Annotated in this window: 18 protein-coding genes and 1 tRNA gene; 4 read left to right on the forward strand and 15 right to left on the reverse strand. The window is 67.0% G+C overall.

All coding sequences use genetic code 11. The features are described 5' to 3' along the window. Positions 1-86: 86 nt before the first annotated feature. The 6 genes from ACZY1G_RS24945 to ACZY1G_RS24970 form a co-directional block, all read right to left on the reverse strand. On the reverse strand, positions 87-830 hold the full coding sequence (locus ACZY1G_RS24945; protein ID WP_463817952.1) for an ABC transporter ATP-binding protein: 744 nt from the start codon (positions 828-830) through the stop codon (positions 87-89). Next, positions 814-1,641 carry an ABC transporter ATP-binding protein gene (locus ACZY1G_RS24950; RefSeq protein WP_463817951.1) on the reverse strand — a complete coding sequence of 276 codons (828 nt, stop codon included), beginning with the start codon at positions 1,639-1,641 and terminating at the stop codon, positions 814-816. The genes ACZY1G_RS24945 and ACZY1G_RS24950 overlap by 17 nt, the downstream gene beginning before the upstream one ends. Further along, on the reverse strand, positions 1,638-2,795 hold the full coding sequence (locus ACZY1G_RS24955; protein ID WP_463823895.1) for a branched-chain amino acid ABC transporter permease: 1,158 nt from the start codon (positions 2,793-2,795) through the stop codon (positions 1,638-1,640). The genes ACZY1G_RS24950 and ACZY1G_RS24955 overlap by 4 nt, the downstream gene beginning before the upstream one ends. An 8-nt stretch (positions 2,796-2,803) precedes the next feature. Further along, a complete protein-coding gene (locus ACZY1G_RS24960; RefSeq protein WP_463817949.1) occupies positions 2,804-3,814 on the reverse strand; it encodes a branched-chain amino acid ABC transporter permease in 1,011 nt (336 codons plus the stop codon). Positions 3,815-3,887: 73 nt separating this feature from the next. Beyond that, positions 3,888-5,099, reverse strand: coding sequence for a branched-chain amino acid ABC transporter substrate-binding protein (locus ACZY1G_RS24965; protein ID WP_463817948.1), 1,212 nt, complete (start codon positions 5,097-5,099; stop codon positions 3,888-3,890). Between the two features lie 202 nt (positions 5,100-5,301). Continuing rightward, the gene (locus ACZY1G_RS24970; protein WP_463817947.1) at positions 5,302-5,931 is read right to left on the reverse strand and encodes an ANTAR domain-containing response regulator; all 630 of its coding nucleotides are present in this window, start codon (positions 5,929-5,931) and stop codon (positions 5,302-5,304) included. Between the two features lie 124 nt (positions 5,932-6,055). On the opposite strand from ACZY1G_RS24970, the gene ACZY1G_RS24975 reads away from it, so the two are divergent. Continuing rightward, positions 6,056-6,132, forward strand: a tRNA-Leu gene (locus ACZY1G_RS24975). A gap of 74 nt (positions 6,133-6,206) precedes the next feature. On the opposite strand, the gene ACZY1G_RS24980 is transcribed toward ACZY1G_RS24975, so the two are convergent. Further along, entirely contained in the window at positions 6,207-7,319 is a 1,113-nt protein-coding gene (locus tag ACZY1G_RS24980) for a PE-PPE domain-containing protein (protein ID WP_463817946.1), read from the reverse strand. Positions 7,320-7,540: 221 nt separating this feature from the next. On the opposite strand from ACZY1G_RS24980, the gene ACZY1G_RS24985 reads away from it, so the two are divergent. Further along, positions 7,541-8,344 (forward strand): DUF998 domain-containing protein, encoded by an 804-nt coding sequence (locus tag ACZY1G_RS24985; RefSeq protein WP_463823896.1) that lies wholly within the window; start codon positions 7,541-7,543, stop codon positions 8,342-8,344. Here ACZY1G_RS24985 and ACZY1G_RS24990 read toward each other — a convergent pair. Further along, positions 8,295-9,092: a nitrilase-related carbon-nitrogen hydrolase gene (locus tag ACZY1G_RS24990; protein WP_463823897.1), complete on the reverse strand. Its 798-nt coding sequence runs from the start codon at positions 9,090-9,092 to the stop codon at positions 8,295-8,297. The two genes, ACZY1G_RS24985 and ACZY1G_RS24990, sit on opposite strands and share 50 nt — an antisense overlap. A 17-nt stretch (positions 9,093-9,109) precedes the next feature. On the opposite strand from ACZY1G_RS24990, the gene ACZY1G_RS24995 reads away from it, so the two are divergent. Next, positions 9,110-10,408, forward strand: coding sequence for an adenylate/guanylate cyclase domain-containing protein (locus tag ACZY1G_RS24995; RefSeq protein WP_463823898.1), 1,299 nt, complete (start codon positions 9,110-9,112; stop codon positions 10,406-10,408). Here ACZY1G_RS24995 and ACZY1G_RS25000 read toward each other — a convergent pair. Genes ACZY1G_RS25000 through ACZY1G_RS25030 form a run of 7 tightly spaced genes read right to left on the reverse strand, consistent with a single transcriptional unit; the run spans position 10,383 to position 17,117 of the window. Continuing rightward, positions 10,383-10,886, reverse strand: a complete 504-nt coding sequence (locus tag ACZY1G_RS25000) for a Dps family protein (protein WP_463823899.1) — start codon at positions 10,884-10,886, stop codon at positions 10,383-10,385. The genes ACZY1G_RS24995 and ACZY1G_RS25000 overlap by 26 nt on opposite strands. A gap of 32 nt (positions 10,887-10,918) precedes the next feature. After that, a complete protein-coding gene (locus tag ACZY1G_RS25005) occupies positions 10,919-12,682 on the reverse strand; it encodes a DUF2339 domain-containing protein (protein ID WP_463823900.1) in 1,764 nt (587 codons plus the stop codon). Between the two features lie 43 nt (positions 12,683-12,725). Continuing rightward, positions 12,726-13,382, reverse strand: coding sequence for a response regulator (locus ACZY1G_RS25010; protein WP_463823901.1), 657 nt, complete (start codon positions 13,380-13,382; stop codon positions 12,726-12,728). After that, on the reverse strand, positions 13,352-14,431 hold the full coding sequence (gene macS, locus ACZY1G_RS25015) for a MacS family sensor histidine kinase (protein WP_463823902.1): 1,080 nt from the start codon (positions 14,429-14,431) through the stop codon (positions 13,352-13,354). The genes ACZY1G_RS25010 and macS overlap by 31 nt, the downstream gene beginning before the upstream one ends. 38 nt (positions 14,432-14,469) lie before the next feature. Further along, the gene (locus ACZY1G_RS25020; protein ID WP_463818052.1) at positions 14,470-15,222 is read right to left on the reverse strand and encodes an amino acid ABC transporter ATP-binding protein; all 753 of its coding nucleotides are present in this window, start codon (positions 15,220-15,222) and stop codon (positions 14,470-14,472) included. A gap of 38 nt (positions 15,223-15,260) precedes the next feature. After that, positions 15,261-16,178, reverse strand: coding sequence for an amino acid ABC transporter permease (locus ACZY1G_RS25025; protein ID WP_463817938.1), 918 nt, complete (start codon positions 16,176-16,178; stop codon positions 15,261-15,263). 15 nt (positions 16,179-16,193) lie between these two features. Further along, positions 16,194-17,117, reverse strand: coding sequence for an ABC transporter substrate-binding protein (locus tag ACZY1G_RS25030; protein ID WP_463823903.1), 924 nt, complete (start codon positions 17,115-17,117; stop codon positions 16,194-16,196). Between the two features lie 161 nt (positions 17,118-17,278). On the opposite strand from ACZY1G_RS25030, the gene ACZY1G_RS25035 reads away from it, so the two are divergent. Next, positions 17,279-17,872 carry an HdeD family acid-resistance protein gene (locus ACZY1G_RS25035; RefSeq protein ID WP_463823904.1) on the forward strand — a complete coding sequence of 198 codons (594 nt, stop codon included), beginning with the start codon at positions 17,279-17,281 and terminating at the stop codon, positions 17,870-17,872. The last annotated feature ends 61 nt before the right edge of the window (positions 17,873-17,933 follow it).

Raw genomic sequence — 17,933 nt, forward strand, 5'->3', positions numbered from 1 at the left:
GCGCGGTCAGACCGCGTCGAGCGCGCGGACAACGACGGAAAGACTCGGTGTGTTGCGTGCAGACACGCGCGCTCGCCGAATAGGGGTCAGGCGACGCCGAGGTACGCGGCGCGAATGCTGTCGTCGGCCAACAACTCTCGCGCGTCGCCCGACCGGGTGACCTCGCCGGTCTCCAGGATGTAGGCCCGATCGGAGCGGCTCAGCGCCTGCTGGGCGTTCTGCTCGACGAGCAGCACCGTCGTCCCGGTGGAGTTGATTTCGGCGATGATCTTGAAGATCTGCGAGATCACCATCGGCGCGAGCCCCATCGACGGCTCGTCGAGCAGCAGCACCTTTGGCCGGGCCATCAACGCCCTCCCTATCGCCAGCATCTGCTGCTCGCCGCCGGACAGCGTGCCACCGACCTGAGTCTTGCGCTCGGCCAGCCGCGGGAACGTCTCGAGAATCCAGTCCAACTTCTCGTCATGCTCAGCTTTGGAAGCGAATTTGCGCCCGTAGCAACCCATCTCGAGATTCTCGAGGATCGTCATGCCGGGAAACACTCCGCGGCCCTCGGGTGCCTGGATCAGGCCGTCAGTGACGCGCCGGTGCGCTTTCACCCGGCTCACGTCCTTCCCGTCGAACCACACCGAGCCCGACGTCAGCGGGAGCAGCCCCGAGATCGCTCGCATCATCGTCGTCTTGCCGGCGCCGTTGGAACCGAGCAGCGTGACGAGCTCGCCCTCGTGCACGGTCAGCGACACCGAGTGCAGCGCCTTGATGCGGCCGTAATGCACCACGACATCGCGGGCCTCCAGCAGCACCGGCCGGGACTCAGCTGAGTTCGTCATCGGGCACTCCCAGGTAGGCGGCGATGACCTTGGGGTCTTCGCGGATCTCAGCAGGCAGGCCGTCGGCGATCTTGCGTCCGAACTCCAGCACCACGATGCGGTCTGTCACCCCCATCACCAGCCGCATGTCGTGTTCGATCAGCAGCACGGTGTAGCCGTCGTCGCGAATCTTGCGGATCAGGTCGATCAGCGCCGACTTCTCGCTGGGGTTGAACCCGGCGGCGGGCTCGTCGAGGCACAGCAGCTTCGGTTCGGTGGCCAACGCGCGAGCGATCTCGAGGCGACGCTGGTCACCGTAGGAGAGGTTCTTGGCCTTCTCCTCACCCCGGTGCGCGATGCCGACGAAGTGCAGCAGGGCCGCCGACCGTTCGATTGCCGAGCGCTCCTCGCGCCGGTGCCGCGGCGAGCGGAACAAGGCACCCGGCACCGAGGTACGGTGCCGCGCGTCGGTACCGACCATGACGTTCTCCAGCGCCGTCATCTCCCCGAACAGCCGGATGTTCTGGAAGGTGCGGGCGATGCCCCGGCGGGTGATCTGATGCCGCTTGATCCGTCCGAGCACCTCGCCGTCGAACGTCACCGATCCCGCGGTGGGCCGATAGACACCGGTGATCGCGTTGAAGCAGGTCGTCTTCCCCGCGCCGTTGGGCCCGATCAGGCCGAGGATCTCGCCACGGCGAATGTCGAAGGTGACCGAATCCAGCGCGGTCAGACCGCCGAACTGCACGGTGAGGTCCTTGGTGGCCAGCAGCACCTCGCCCTCGTCGGCAGCGATCTCGCGGTGCACGCCGGCCAGGTCCTCGATGCTCATTGCGCCGACTCCTTCTCCGACGGCCCAGTTCTGAGCAGATTGCGGGCAGCCTTGCCGTAGGTGAGCAGCTGCTGACGCGCCGGGAAGAAGCCCTGCGGCCGGAAGATCATCAGGACGACGAGCGCCAAACCGAAGAACAGGTATTTCAGGTTGCCCATGTCGATGCCCAGGAAGTGCACGCCCAGAAGGCGATTGGGCAGATAGACGATGATGAACGCGCCCAGGATGACGCCGAGCTTGTTGCCCTGACCACCGAGCACGACGGCGCACAGGAAGAGCATCGAGTTGATGATGTTGAACGTCGGGGGTGCGACGTACTGCACCTGGCCGGCGTAGAGCGCACCGGACAGCCCGCCGATCGCCGCACCGATCGTGAACGCCCACAGTTTGAACTTGAAGGTGTTGACGCCCATCACCTCTGCGGCGTCCTCGTCTTCGCGCACCGCGATCCAGGCGCGCCCCACCCGGCTGCGTTCGAGATTGCCGACCAGCAGCAGGATCACGACGATCAGCAGCAATCCCACCCAGAACCACCAGGTGCCGTAGTTCGCGTCACCGGTGGAGTTCGACACGGAGAAGACCCCGCGTGGATTCTTCTCCGTCTCCAGGATGTGCGGAAAGGCAACCCCGTTGAGACCGCGGGGCCCGTTGGTGATGTCGGCCAGGTTGTCGGCCAGCAGGCGGATGATCTCGCCGAACCCGAGGGTGACGATCGCCAGGTAGTCGCCGCGCAGACGCAGCGTCGGGAAGCCGAGGATCAGCCCCGTCAGCGCGGTCACGGCCATCGCCAGCGGAACGCACGACAGCCAGGCCCACGGCTCGCTGAAGAAGCCCGTCGGCCCCATCCTGTTCCAGGGACTCTCCGGGCTGGTCAGCAGCGCCACCGTGTAGGCGCCCACCGCGTAGAACCCGACGTATCCGAGATCGAGCAGACCCGCTTGTCCGACAACGACGTTGAGGCCGATCGCGATGATCGCGACCATAGCGAACTGCGCCATCGTGCCGCCGAAGCTGATGCCGGGGGTGTCGATGAACGGCGGGGTGAACAACGGCGACAGTCCCACGCCGAGGAACAGGATGACGCCGAACACCCACTTCTGAGGACGGGACAGACCGTCCCACCAGTCCGTCACCCGGGAGATGAAGCCGCTCATGGCGCTGTTCATGCTCGTGCCTTTCCGAGGCTCTCGCCGAGTATGCCCGTCGGACGCACCAGCAGGACCAGCACCAGCAGCACGAACGCCACCACGTCACGCCACTGCGTACCGAACACCGCCTGGCCGTAGTTCTCCATGATGCCGAGGATCAGGCCGCCCAGCAGAGCGCCGCGCAGGTTGCCGATCCCGCCGAGAACGGCGGCCGAGAACGCTTTGATGCCGAGCAGGAAGCCGCCCGAGTAGATGATGCCCTGCGGGACCTTCAGTGTGTACAGCAGCGCGGCCGCGCCGGCCAGCAGACCGCCGATCAGGAACGTCGTCATGATGATGCGCTCCCGGGACACCCCCATCAGCGTGGCGGTGGTCGGGTCTTGGGCGACGGCACGGATACCGCGGCCGAACTTCGTGCGGTTGATCGCGATGTCGGTCAGCACCGCGAGCACCAGCGCCGCGACGATGATGACGATCGTGACGTTGGAGATGGCCACCCCGAAGAAGGTGAACTGAGTCTTCGGCTGCACCAACACGATCGGCTGCTGAGCGTTCGGCCCGCCGTAGCCCGGGATCAACTTGGGCAGGATGAACAACACGAACTGCTGCAGTACGAACGACATTCCGATCGCGGTGATGAGGAATGTCAGCGACCGGGCGTGCCGTTTACGCAGCGGCCGGTAGGCGATGAACTCCAGACCGACGGCCGCACCGCCCGAGACCAGCATCGCGAACAGCATCGCCACGCCGAGATAGACGATGGTCAGCATCACCCCCTTGTTGTAGGCGTTACCGCTGGGGGTGAAGCCCAGGATCATGTCGAGCGCGAAGTACGCGCCGAACATGCCGAGCATGAAGATCTCGGAGTGGGCGAAGTTGATCAACCGCAGCACCCCGAACACCAGGGTGTAGCCGACCGCCACCAGGGCATAGATGGCGCCCCAGGACAATCCGTCGATCGTGAGCTGCCAGAAGCTGTCGAACAGCGCCCCGACGTTGAAATTGATGTTGGCGGCCAAGAGCATTGGCGTGGCGAACTCCTCGGAGAGTGCAAAACGCGTCCGAGCCGTCGAGCTCGGACGCGTTTCGCGTCAACAGTTACTGAACCTCGTACATCCAGATCAGCGTCGTAGTGAGCTCACCAGCGGGCGTCCACTGGTACTTGCGAGCCACGCCCTGGCCGTCGTAGTTGCGCACGAAGTCGAGCAGCGCGGGACGGGTGATCGCCCCCGAGTCGATGCCCTTGAGCAGGATCGTGCCCAGGTCGTAGCCCTCGGTGCTGTAGGTGCCGGGCTCCTGGTTGAACTTCTTGGTGTACTCGTCAGCGAACGCCCCGGTGGCCGGGCCGCACGGGCAGGACAGCAGAGCGCCCTTGGAGGACTCACCGGCCTGCTTGACGAACTCCGGATCCTTGGTGCCGTCGGCGCTGACGAACTTGCCTTCGAAGCCGCCGTCCTTGAGCTGCTGGATGAACGGTGCCGCCTCGGCGTAGTAGCCGCTGTAGAACACCGAGTCAGGCGCCGCACCCTTGACCTGGGTGACCGCCGCCGAGAAGTCCTTGTCGCCCTTCTTGACCGAGATGTTGCACGCCGCGTCGGCCACTGGGCCGAGCGTGTCGCGGACCGCCTGCGCGAGGCCCAGGCCGTAGTCGGTGCTGTCGTCGACGACGCACACCTTCTTGTTGCTGAGCGTGTTCTTCAGGTAGTTGGCGACCGAGGGGCCCTGCACACCGTCGTTAGCCAGGCCGCGGAAGAAGGTCTTCCAGCCGTTCTCCGACAGCGTCACGTTGGTCGCTGATGCGGTGGCGGCGACGAGACCGGCCTGGTCGAAGACGCCGCCGGTGGCCTTGGTCTCCCCCGAGAACGCCGGTCCGACGAGGCCGATCGTGTACTGGTCGTCGACGATCTGCGGTGCGATGGCCGTGGCCTTCTGCGGGTCACCTTCGGTGTCGAACGGCTTGAGCTGCACCTGGCAGCCCGGGTTGGCGGCGTTGTGCTTGTCGATTGCGAGCTGCACGCCGTTCTTGATGTTGATGCCCAGCGCGGCGTCGGGGCCGTTGAGCGCCCCGGCCATCGCGATCGACACCGGCGGGCAGGTGGCCTTGCCGTCACCGGCCGGATCGGCCGGCGCCGCACCGCCGGCAGCCTTGACCTCCGCGCCGTTCTCGTCGATCTGCACCTTCTCGACGATCTTGAGATTCGCCTGCGCCGCCTGCTCCTCGGGCGCACCCTGGCTGCAGCCGGCCAAAGCCAGCACAATCAGGCTCGCGCTCCCGAGAGCAAATGCATTGCGTGCCACGCGACCGCGCACGTCCCACCTCCGGTTCATGTGTTGATCGACACCGACGTGCCTCCCCCGGACGGCGTTGGCGGCGGTGCTTCGCCGACGACCATAACCAACGCATCGCCGTGGTGCGCGATGTTGAGGAACGCGTGGCGCGCATCCGGGGTCCGGATTCGATATCCGGCGGTTCCGGAAACGCAGTCTTAACGGACGGGGTGCTGTTTCGCCGTCATTCGGCGGGTGTGGCGGCTTCCGCGGCCGGCGGGTCGAGTGTCTCGAGGACCACCTCGGCGACGCGCTTCATCGTGGTGCGACGGTCCATCGCGGCCCGCTGAATCCACTTGAACGCCTCGGGTTCGGTCATGTTCTGCTTGCTCTGCAGCAAACCCTTGGCGCGCTCCACCAGCTTGCGGGTCTCCAAGCGGTCGGAGAGGTTCGCGACCTCTTTCTCCAGTTCGGCGATCTCGCTGAACCGGCTCACCGCCACCTCGATGGCGGGGATCAGGTCGGTGATGTTGAACGGCTTGACCAGGTAGGCCATCGCGCCGGCATCTCGGGCGCGCTCGACGAGATCGCGCTGGCTGAAGGCGGTGAGGATGACGATCGGAGCGATGCGCTTCGCGGCGATCTCCGCGGCCGCGTCGATACCGTCGCGCCGTGGCATCTTGACGTCCATGATCACCAGATCAGGACGCAGGGATTCGGCCAGGTCGACGGCCTCCTGGCCGTCGCCGGCCTCGCCGACGATCTCGTAGCCTTCCTCGCGCAGCATCTCGGCCAGGTCGAGCCGGATCAGCGCCTCGTCCTCGGCGATGAGAACTCGGTGCGGCGCGGCGGCATCTGTCGGGGACGCAGTCATGCCCCACATTGTGTCCGGCGATGCCCGAATGAGCGAGCGCGGGGCCATCCTCTAAGGTGAGAGGCCGCACGGCGCCGCGCGACGTGCTACCCGCAGTGTTGTAGGCCGCAGTGTTGTCGACAAAGCCCCCGTATCCCAACTGGCAGAGGAAACGGATTCAAAACCCGTCCAGTGTGAGTTCGAATCTCACCGGGGGCACCACATCACCCGGGGCACCTGAACAAGAAGCCCCGCCTCCGTGACGGAGGCGGGGCTTCCCGGGAGAGCTGGAGCGGTCAGCTGTCCGATCCGGTGCTGTTACCGGACTCTGATGACGAAGGGGCGCCGGCCGTCTCGTTCTTCTCCGGCGCGGCCTCCTTCGTGTCCTTCTTGTCCTTCTTTGTCGTCAGCTTCTTCACCTCAGTCTTGATGGTGTCGCTGAGGTCTTTGATGACGTTCTTCGTGACCTTGGCGGTGTCGGCACCGTCGCCGTCGGCATCCGGCGCGCGGTGCTTGCCCACGTAGTCCGACAACGTCTTACGCTCGGCGGTCTTCACGGCCTCCTGCGAGTCCTCCACCGGCACACTGACTTTCAAAGTCCCGTTGGCGGTCGACGGCGCCGCTTCCGGCAGCGGGATGGTGACGATGCCCGTCTGCCACTTCTTCTTCTCGACCACGTTGTTGCGCTTGTAGGCCGAGTCGATGATCGGCTTCAGCATCGCGCTCATCTTCGCCAGCTGCGCCGGGTCCGCGCCCGCCTCGAGCATCGGATGCAGGAGCGGCAGGATCGGATCGTTGTACGGGATCAGGATCGTGGTCACCGTGCCGCCGTCGGCGTTCGACTCGACCTTGTAGCGCATGGGGTCGTTCTCGAAGTCCGTGTTGAACGCCGCGTCGACATGGAGCAGGTCCGCGCCCTGCATCGCATTGAGCACAGCGAGGATGTTGAGCATGTTGTCGGGCATGTCTGCCACACCGTCGTACTCCGCCGACACCATGTACACGTCATACGGGGTGACGGGAATGTCGGGCCGGTACTTGACCCCGGCGTAGTAGAGGCGGCTCGGCGCTCCGTAGATCATGACGTTCATGTGCTCGGCGTCGGGGACCGCACCGCCGGCCTCACGGGTCGCCTCCACCTGACGAAGCGCCTCGAGTACCGAGGGCGCTCCCTTGCTGACCCCGCCGATGGTCAGCACGATGTCTGGGTTGTTGGTCTTGGCGGCGACGACCGCGTTGTAGAGATTCGTCGCACCGACCGGGATGGACTGCGAGAAGTCGGCGTCGCCGGGGAATGGAACGCTGGTGCGCTGGTCGTAGGGGCGGAAGTACCCCCCGAACGCTGATTCCATCTGATCCTCGGTGAGCGTGGCATAGGACCCCTGCCCACCCACCAGCAGCGCCGTCACGCCGTTGCACCCCTGTTCGGGACACGGAGCGACCTCGACCGCGCGAGCAACGGGAGCAAATATCAACGCACCGACGACAATGCTCCCCGCGAACTGAACTGAGCGCTTTCGGACGCGCGCACCAGTGACCTGATTTCCCACCGAGACCCTCCCCCGATCAAATTTAGGAACCCTCCCTGAGCTCCATTAATAGGAATCTAGCAGTAACAAGTAGCACGGTCATGCAGGTTCAGCAAATTATGATCGAGATCGAGGATGTGGCGGTACGCCCCCGCGCCCGACGCAAGCCGTCCCACGGGGGCCACTCACATTTGCGCGTGATGTCGCTATTTCAGCAAGCGAACACGTGCGCCAAGGGACGCCACGGCTGGCACGCTGGTGTTGTGCGCAGTTTTCGCCCGACGCCCGTACGCCGTGTGGCTGGCGTATTGGCGGTGACCGCAGGCATCAGCTATCTGCTGGTCGAAGCGATCGCAGCGGCGCGAGTGCCTGCGTACAGCTACCTGGGCAACGTCGTGAGCGATCTGGGACGCCCGACGTCACCGCTGTCGTGGTGGATGAACGCCGCGTTCCGTGTGCAGGGCATGGCGTTCGTCGTGACTGCAGCCGCGCTGGTCGCGACGGTGCGACCTGCGCGCGGCGCGCTGACCTTTACCGTGTTCGCGTGCCTGTACGGGGCGGGCTCGGTCGTCGTCGGCCTGGTCCCCAGCGGAGGCAGCCAGCCTGCCCAGCTACTTCATGTCGCGGGTGCGACGGCGGCGATCGTCGGAGGCAACCTCGCACTCCTTGCGGCCGCCATCATCGGACTCCCCGACCGCTCACGCGTTTCCCGCGTCCTCGGCTACGGGCTCGGTGCCCTCGGCCTGATCGCTGCCTGCGCGCTGATCGCCACCGATCTGCCCCGGGGACTGTCCGAACGGGTGGCGATCTACACGATCATCGGGTGGCAGGTGGCGGTGGGCGTCCGCCTGCTGCTCAGTAGAGGTCCAACCGACGATCGTCGAGAAGATGAACGTGCTCGGTGAGGTTCTTGTCGCGGCTCAGAGACAGATCGAGGTCGGCCATCGCGACAGCCTCCCCCGGCCCGGCCTCGGCCACCACCCAGCCGTCGGCGCCGACGATCGCCGTGCCCTCCGTCCAACGCTGACCGCGCTCGATACCGGCACGGTCGCACGCTGCGACGGCGACGTGGTTGGTGCGTGCGGTCGACATCGCGGTGATGACCTCACCGGGATGTTCGCCCTCCGGACGCGGGAACAGCGGCCAGTTGACCGGCGCGACGATGAGGTCAGCGCCGTCGACGACGGCTCGGCGGGTCAATTCCGCGAATTCCAGGTCGTAGCAGAGCATCACGGCCACCGTCCCGTGTCGGGTCTGCACGACAGGTGGCAGATCGCGTCCGGGGGTGAAGATCAGTTTCTCCCGGTCCCACAGGTGGGTCTTGCGGTAGACCGCCGATACCCCGCCCCCATCGAGCACCGCCGCGCTGTTGTACAGCACGCCGTCCTCGCCCAGTTCGCAGAACCCGAGTGCGACCCACGAATCCCCCGCTGCCGCAGCCCATTCCGCGAACCGGGGGTCATCGGGAGTCTGCGCCACCGAGCGGGCCTCGGCATCGTCGGCGAGCATGTATCCCGATGTGACCAATTCGGGCAGCACGATGATGTCCGCGCCGGCCGCCCGAGCGTCGGCGATCGCCGCGGCGATACGTTCGGCATTGCCGTCGAGGTCACCGATCCGCGGATCGATCTGGCAGCACGCGATACCCGTCATTCGAGCAGGCTATCGCCGTGATCGGCGATAAGCTCCGCACCGTGCGCAACGTGCGATCCGTCTGCGTGCCCGAGGTGGCACTCGAGGGACGCGCGACCTCGCTCAGCCGCCACCGCGCCGAGGCGGTGTCGCGCCGGGTCAGGGTGCTGACCATCGCTGGATGGATCGCCGCTGCGGTCTCGCTACTGTTCGGCTCGTTCCAGGTCGTCGTCGGCGGCGGGTTCGCGTGGCTGGGCATCGTCAACATCCTGTGCGGGCTCGCCTTCCTGAGCATCCCGCGGCTCTGTCCGCTCGGCGAGGTCGTCGCACCCGTGACGTTCGTGGTCTTCGCGTATGTCTCGGTCGGATTCTTCTGCTACACGATGGGCACCGACTCGGGGCTTCAGTTCTACTTCCTGGTGGCCGCGTCGCTGACCGTCCTGGTGCTGGGCATCGAACGGATCGCATTGGCCTCGGTGATCGCCGGCTCCGGAGTCGTCCTCATCATCGTGCTCGAGCTGACCGTGCCCGACGATCGCGGCCTCGGTCCCTCGTGGTTCCTCAGAGTCGGCTTCATCTCATCGGTGGTGTCGTCGGTCGTGATGATCGTGGCGACGCTGTGGTACACGCTGCGCGAGACCGAGCGCGCCGAACGCGCGATGGAGGCCGAGTACGAGCGCTCCGAACGGCTACTCGCCAACATCCTGCCTGTGACCATCGCCGACAGGCTCAAGGATCCGGCGCGCTCGGTGATCGCCGACAAATACGACGACGCGTCCATCCTCTTCGCCGATATCGCCGGTTACACCAAACGCGCCAGCGACACCGCCCCGGCCGAACTCGTCCGTTTCCTCGACCGGCTCTACACCGATCTCGACGCGCTGGTGGACCAGCACGGGCTCGAGAAGGTGAAGACCAGCGGGGATTCCTACATGGTGGTCAGCGGAATCCCCACTCCACGTGTCGATCACCTGGAGGCTCTTGCCTCACTGGCACTCGACATGGCCGACGCCGTCTCGGGACTCACCGACGCCCGGGGACGGGCGGTGCCACTGAGGATCGGGATGGCGTGCGGGCCGGTGGTGGCCGGCGTCGTCGGCGCCAGGAAGTTCTTCTACGACGTGTGGGGCGATGCGGTCAACATCGCCTCGCGCATGGAGACCACAGACGTCGAGGGCAGGATCCAGGTGCCCGACGACGTGTACGAACGGCTGCGAAACCGGTTCGTGCTCGAAGAGCGCGGCATCGTCGACGTGAAAGGCAAAGGCCCGATGCACACCTGGTATCTGGTGGGACATCGGGCTCCCGCGGTCACACCTTCCGGTTCTCCGACTTGAGCAGCCACGCGAGCTTTTCCAACCCGTCGATCAGCTGGTGCAGGATGTCGGCGGTGCTGGGGTCCTCGTCGTCGACCACGTCGTGCACGTCCCGCAGCGTGGCCACGACCGCGTAGATGCGCATGGTGACGAGGTCGACGACCTGGGCGGTGCTGTGCTCGAAAGCGGGGAACTCGGGCAGCGAGGTGGTCGCGGCGACGGTGTCGGAGCGGCCGTCGGGCACCGCATCGAGCGCGCGCATGCGTTCGGCGACCGTGTCGCTGGCCTCGCGGGCGAAGTCGACGACCTCGTCGAGCTGCAGGTGGAGATCGCGGAAGTTGGTGCCGACCACGTTCCAGTGCGCCTGCTTGCCCTGCAGGTGCAGTTCGATGACGTCGACGAGCACGCGCTGCAGCGCCTCGGTCAGTGCGGGTGATGCCTGGAAGCCGGCGATCTCGGCGTCGGTCCGCCGTGTTTGCGACAGTGTGTTCATACCCATGACAACATCTCCTTTTCTGGACTCAATCCAGTCTAGTGCGTGTCGGTCATCACCTGGTCCTGGCGCTCGAGCAGCCGCGCATAGCCCGCTCCCATCCCGAGCAGAATCAGCCCGACGACGATGAACACCGCCACCCGGAACATCCCGTCGAGCGTGCCCAGGTCGAACAGAAACAGCTTCGCCACCGCGGCGCCCACCAGACCGAGACCCCCGGCGATCGGCACCGACCGGTCGACCCGCGGGAGACGCACGGCGTGGCCGAGCAGCGCCCCCGCCATCGCGATCCAGCAGATGGTCGCGACCATGTGGCCCGCGAAGAAGCCGTGGCCCTCACCACCGATCAGCACACCGGCGGTGACGGCGAACGACGTCACCGCGTAGGCGACGACCCCGGCCGCGGCAGCCGCACCGACCGCGCGCTGCGGGCCTGACCACGACCACGCGATCGTCACAGCGGCGATTCCGATCAGCACGCTCGACACCAGGGTCGACGCGCCTGCGGTCTCCATAGTTGCGGATGCGGAGAGGACGGTGCTCGGCGGAGCATAGGCGAGGTGCATCAGCGCACCGATGCCGGCGAAAAGTCCTGCGGCACAGCGGGCGACGATGTCCCGCCGCCCAGCGACGGCCACCACGACGGCCATCGCGAGCAGCACCGGGCCCGCCACCGGTCCGTCGAAGGCGACAGTCACCGCGATAAGGGCGGTCACTGCGGACAGGGCGGAGAACACCCGGCGGGCGATGCCCGCGATGCCCGGCAGCTGATCGCCGACCAACACGATGGCCAGCAGGACGCCCGCCAGCGCGGCGATCATCAGGGCGGCCACCACGCGCTCGACGACCAACCCGACGCACAGCAGCGGCGTCACCCCCGCAGCGGTCAGCAGCGCAAGGGCGGCCGCACGACGGGAGCCGGGCAGCAGGATCACCGCCGCGACGACGGCCAGCACCGCGGCGATGGCGCAGCCGCCGGCCACCCAGAGGTCGTCTCGCCCGTCGATGTGGCGCACCACGAGCGCGAACAGCAGCGGCAGCGTCGCCGCGGCGGTACGCGCCGCATGCAGCCACCCCCAGTCCTTGCCCAGTTGCACCGGGAGCGAGGCGGCGGCGAGCGCCAGCATGAAGCCGACGAACGGCAGGGTGTCGCCATCGGTGACGACCGGAGCGAGCACGGTCAGCGGGATGAGCACCAGCAGGCCGAGCTGCTCGGAGTCCCAGCGGCGGGCGAGCGTCAGGCCCGCACCGCCGACGGCCGAGGCCAGCAGAAGCCCCACCACCGCGGGAACCCATCCGTAGATCGTCGTGACGGCGATGACGTCCATGTAGCCCGCCGCGATCCCGGTGGCCGTCAGCGCGATCGCGCCGACGCGCCCTCCGGGACGGCCGTGGAGCCGCCATCCCGCACCCACCAGCGCGACGGCGAGCACCGCCCCACCGGCGACGCGGAACTCGGGCGCCAAGATGCCGGCTTGGGCGGCGAGCACGAGCAGCAGCACGACACCGATCAGCGTCACCGCGACACCGGCGACCGCCAGCAGCTTGCCGATCCAGCCCTCGGAACGCTCCCGCGGAGGTGCCGGGGGTGTCCACGCGGGAGGCGGGGCTACCGGCATGGGCACCGGGGCAGGCATCGGCGCCGGCGCGTAGCGGGGAGGCGAGGGCTGTGGCTGTGCAGGCCGCGCGGAGAGAATTCGGTCGAGTTCGGCGAGGTCGGCCGAGACCCGGGCCAGCTGCTGCGAGAGCGTCGTGAACTCCGCGGACAACCGGGCGACGACAGGGGCGTGCGGTTCGGTCATGACGCCATGGTGGCAATCGAATGCCCACACCGGATGAGTACAACTACTCGTCGAGCCCGTGTTCGATCGCGTAGCGCGCGAGTTCCACGCGGTTGGCCACCTGCAACTTTCGGAACGTGGCCTGCACGTGGTTCTCCACGGTGCGGTGACTCAGCGACAGCCGGGTGGCGATCTGCTTGGCGGTCAACCCCTTCGCGACGTGGCGCAGGATCTCGGTCTCCCGCTCGGTCAGGCTCGGTTGTGCGGGGCCCGGCTCGTCGCGCGCGATGCGCCGGTACTCCCCCAGCACGAGACCCGCCAGGCCCGGGGTGAACACCGCCCGGCCCTGGGCCGTCGCCCGCACTGCGTCGGCGAGGTCCTGTTTCGAGGCACTCTTGACCAGGTAACCGGTGGCTCCCGCCTTGACGGCCTCCAGCACGTCGTCGCGTTCGTCGGACGCCGAGAGCACGAGTACCCGCGACGATGGTGACACCGCCAGCACCTGTGCGGTGGCCTGCGCGCCGTCGCCGTCGGAGAGCCGCATGTCCATCACCACCACCGCGGGATTGACCACTGCGGCCCGGCGCGCGGCAGAACCCACCCCGTCCGCCGTCGCGACCACCTCGAAACCGTCGTCGGCCAGATCCCGCGCCACCGCGTCGCGCCAGATCGGATGGTCGTCGACGACCATCACCGTGATCGCGGTACCGTCAGCTCCCATTCGACCCCCATCCCCGGGCCGGTGTGCAACTCCGCCCGGCCGCCCAACCAATCCAACCGTCCCACAATAGATTTCGCGATACCGATGCGGCCCTCCGCCACGGCTTCGGCGAGCCGCCCGTCACGGATTCCGACACCGTCGTCGCGCACGCTCACCGTCACCGCGTCGCCCATGTCCTCCAGCAGAACATACGCGCGGGCACCGTCGCCGGCGTGCGCCTCGACGTTGTCGAGCGCGTTGCCGACCGCGGCGCAGAGCTCGTCGGCGACCGCGGATTCCAGCAGCACCGCGTGTGCGGGCACACTCACCGACACCCGGTCGGTGGCCCGGCGACGCAGCATCGCCGCGAGGTCGGCCTGCGCTCCGCCGACGGCGGTCTGGTCCCCAGCCACCACCAGGCGTCGCAGCGCGCGCTCCTGTTCACCGGCCAGCTCCGCCAATTGCGTTGCCTCACCGCCGATCTCATGACCCCGACGAGCCACCAGCGCCAACACCTGCAAGACGCCGTCGTGCACATGGCGGGACAACCGTTCGCGTTCGGAGACCGACGCGGACAACCGGGCGGCCCGTTCCAGTTCAGCGTGCGCGCGCCGTGCGGTTTGGGCGGCCATCCCGATCGCCAGACCCACCGCCAGCTCGATGACGATCGTGGCGTTGCGGCTCACGTCGACGTTGACGTACCCCTTGAGCACAGCGCTCAGCGACATCACCACCAGACCGGTCAGCATGCCGCCCACCGGACCGAACAGGATGGCTGCCGAGATCGTCGCGTTGGTAGCCCACAGTGTCGTCGGCAGCGACTGGTTGTCGGCGATCCACGCATCCGAGGCGACCAACTCGGTACACATCACCAGGGCGACCACGACCGCCAGCTCGGCCAGCACCCACGCCGGACGGCGGCCGAACCCCTGCAGGTAGGCGACCGCGCACGCCACGCTCCAGCCGACCAGCGCCGCGAAGACCACCCAGCCGCCGAGCGGCCGGGCCAGCTCGTCGTTGACCGCGAGGCCGAAGCCCAGCGCGTAGAGGCAGCTGAGGAGCCGGAACACCTGGGCAGCCCGCCAGAGCGGGGTGACCGGATCCGGCGCTACATCACCTTGGAGAGAAACGCTTGGGTCCGTTCGTGTTGGGGGTTGGCCATGATCGAGCGCGGGTCACCACGCTCGACGACGACGCCGGCGTCCATGAAGGCCAGCTCGTCGGCGACCTCACGCGCGAAACCCATCTCGTGGGTGACCACCACCATGGTCATACCTTCGGACGCCAGCGTCTTCATCACCGTGAGGACCTCGCCGACCAGTTCGGGGTCCAACGCGGAGGTGGGCTCGTCGAACAGCATCAGCTTCGGATCCATCGCCAGGGCACGGGCGATCGCCACCCGCTGCTGCTGTCCGCCCGACAGCTGAGCCGGGTAGGCGCCGGCCTTGTCGGCCAACCCCACCCGGTCGAGCAGCTCCTTGCCCCGCGCGTTGGCTTTGGCCTTGTTCACGCCCTTGACCTGGATCGGCGCCTCGATGACGTTGCCCAGCGCGGTGCGGTGCGGGAAAAGGTTGAAGTGCTGGAACACCATGCCCACCTCGCGGCGCTGCTTGGCGACCTCGCTGGGCTTCATCTCGTGCAGCTTGCCGCCGCGCTCGGTGTACCCGACGAGTTCGCCGTCGACGTAGAGCCGGCCCGCGGTCACCGTTTCCAGGTGATTGATGCACCGCAGGAACGTCGACTTGCCGGAGCCCGACGGCCCGACGAGCACCAGCACCTGCCCCTTCTGCACCTCCAGCGTGATGCCCTTGAGGACCTTGAGGGCGCCGAAGTCCTTGCACACCAGCTCGGCCTTCACCATGGGCTTGACCGACTCCACTGCCGACTCTGCTGCCTGTGTCACATCCCACCTGTACTTGCCTGCGCCTTGGCCAGCGCCTCGAGTTGCTTGGTCGTCAGCTTGCGTGACGCGCCCCGGGAGAAGTACCGCTCCAGGTAGAACTGGCCGACCATCAGAATGCTGGTCACCACCAGATACCAGAACGCGGCCACCATCAGCAGCGGCACCGGTTCGAAGGTGCGCGCGGCGATCTCGCGGGCGGTGATGCCGAACAGGTCCAAGGTGAACGGCACCGCGGTCACCAGCGAGGTGGTCTTCAGCATGCTGATGACCTCGTTGCCGGTGGGCGGGATGATGACCCGCATGGCCTGCGGCAGCACGGTACGCCGCATCGCCAGCCCCCACGACATACCCAACGCGGTGGACGCCTCGAGCTGTCCCTCGGGCACCGACGAGATGCCCGCGCGGATGATCTCGGCCATGTAGGCCGCCTCGTTCAGGGCCAGGCCCAACGTGGCGAGCAGGAACGGGATGGACAGGCTCTGCAGGTCGACTTGGAAGAACGACGGGCCGAACGGCACCCCGAGGCGCACCTGCTGGTAGATCGTCGGGATCAGGCCCCAGAACACCAACTGCACGTAGATCGGGGTGCCGCGGAAGATCCACAGGTACACCCACGCCACCCAGCGGAACACCGGGTTGGGGGAAAGCCGCATGACGGCCAGCAGCACTCCGAGCGCGACGGCGAGCACCATCGAGTACACGGTGAGCTGCAGGGTGTTGACCAGTCCGACCGTCAGCACCCGCTTGTCGAACAGGTACTCGGCGAACACCGACCATCGGTAGGCCGGATTGGTGGCCGCCCCGTAGACGAACAGGCCGGCCAGGATGAGGATGACGGCCGCCGCCACCCACCGCCACGGGTGCTTCAGCGGTACCGCGTCGATGGTCTGCGGCGGCGCGCCGGCATCACTCATCAGATTCGCTTTCGCCTAGGAGACCGCGCCGTTGATCACGGGCTTGTCGATCATGCCCGCTTCCAGGCCCCAGTTCCCGGCGATCTCCTTGTACTTGCCGTTCTCGATCAGATGCTCGAGAGCCTGCAGCAGCGACTGCGCCAGGGGCGAGCCCTTGGCCACCGGCCACCCGTAGGGCGCCGAGTCGAAGGTCTGACCGGCCTGCTCGAGCTTGCCGCCGGTCTGCTTGATCGCATACAGCGTCACCGGCGAATCAGCCGACATCGCGTCGGCCTGGCCGAGCACCACCGCATTGGTGGCCGCATCCTGGCCGTCGAACGGCACGATGCTGATCGCCGGCTTGCCCTCGTCGGTGCACTTCTTGCTCTTGGCCGGCAGCTCGTCGGTCTCCTGGACCGTGGTGGCCTGCACCGCCACCCTCTTGCCGCACGCGTTGTTCGGATCGATGCCGGCGCCCAGCTTCTGCGCCCACGCCGTGCCCGCCGAGAAGTAGGTGACGAAGTCGACCGACTGCTCGCGCTCCTTGCTGTCGGTGAACGACGACATCCCGACGTTGAAGGTGCCCTGCTGAATGGACGGGATGATCTTGGCGAAGTCGGCTTCCCGGTACTCCGGAGTGAGGCCGAGCGTGCCGGCGATCGCGTTCATCAGGTCGACGTCGAAGCCGACGATCTTGCCGCTCTCATCCTTGAACTCGTTCGGGGCGTAGGGGATGTTGACCCCGATCACCAGCTTGCCGGAGGACTTGATGGCCTCGGGCACGGTGTTGGCGATCTCTTCCACCTTCTCCGCCGGAGCGGCGCTGGTCGACGAGCTGCCGCCACCGCCGCCCGAGTCGCCGCCGCTGGCACAGCCCGACAACGCCAAGGCTCCCGTTGCGGCGAATACCGCCACAGCCCGCCAGATCTTGGTCCGGCGGTCTTGCTTTTCACCCAACACAGTCGCCTCTACTTTCTTTCCGGCATGTCCAGCCAAGGACGTTAACGACCGATGACCCGGCGCGCAGCGCCGGTAACGGAACAGTAGTGGAGCTGTAACGCTGTAGCAGGGGAACGCGAGCTATCCCGAATCTGCGACACCGCTTGTGCCACACTGCGCGGATGGAAACCCCTGCTCCCCCAAGCATGCTTTCGCATTTATGGAAGACGGCGCTAATTTCGGGCGTCCTTGCGGTGGTCCTCGGCATCTGCGTTCTCGCGTGGCCGGCCATCACCATCGTCGTCGCCGCGATCTTCTTCGGCGCCTACCTGTTGATCTCGGGCATCTGGCAGGTCGTCTTCGCCTTCAGCCTGCACGTGTCGGCCGGCGGTCGGGTCCTGCTGTTCGTCAGCGGAGCGGCAGCGCTGATCCTCGCGGTGCTGTGCTTCCGCAGCCTGCAGAACTCGATCCTGCTGCTGGCCATCTGGATCGGCATCGGCTTCATCTTCCGCGGCGTGGCCACGGCCGTCTCGGCGATCAGCGATCCGACGCTTCCCGGACGTGGCTGGGCGATCGTCATCGGCGTGGTCAGCCTGATCGCCGGTGTGGTCATGCTCGCCTCGCCGTTCACCTCACTGGCCACCCTGGCGATGGTGGTCGGCATTTGGCTGATCGTCCTGGGCGTTTTCGAGGTCGCCTCGGCGATCGGATTGCGCAAGGCAGTCGCACACGGCCCTGAGCACACAGGCCCTCAGACCAGGGTCGAAAGTCCCTAGCCCGCAGAGCCCACCGCGCTACTACACTCTGTCGTAGAGTGTGGGTGGACGAGGGAGTGGC

The sequence above is a fragment of the Mycobacterium sp. IDUB_5 genome, from assembly GCF_055419565.1.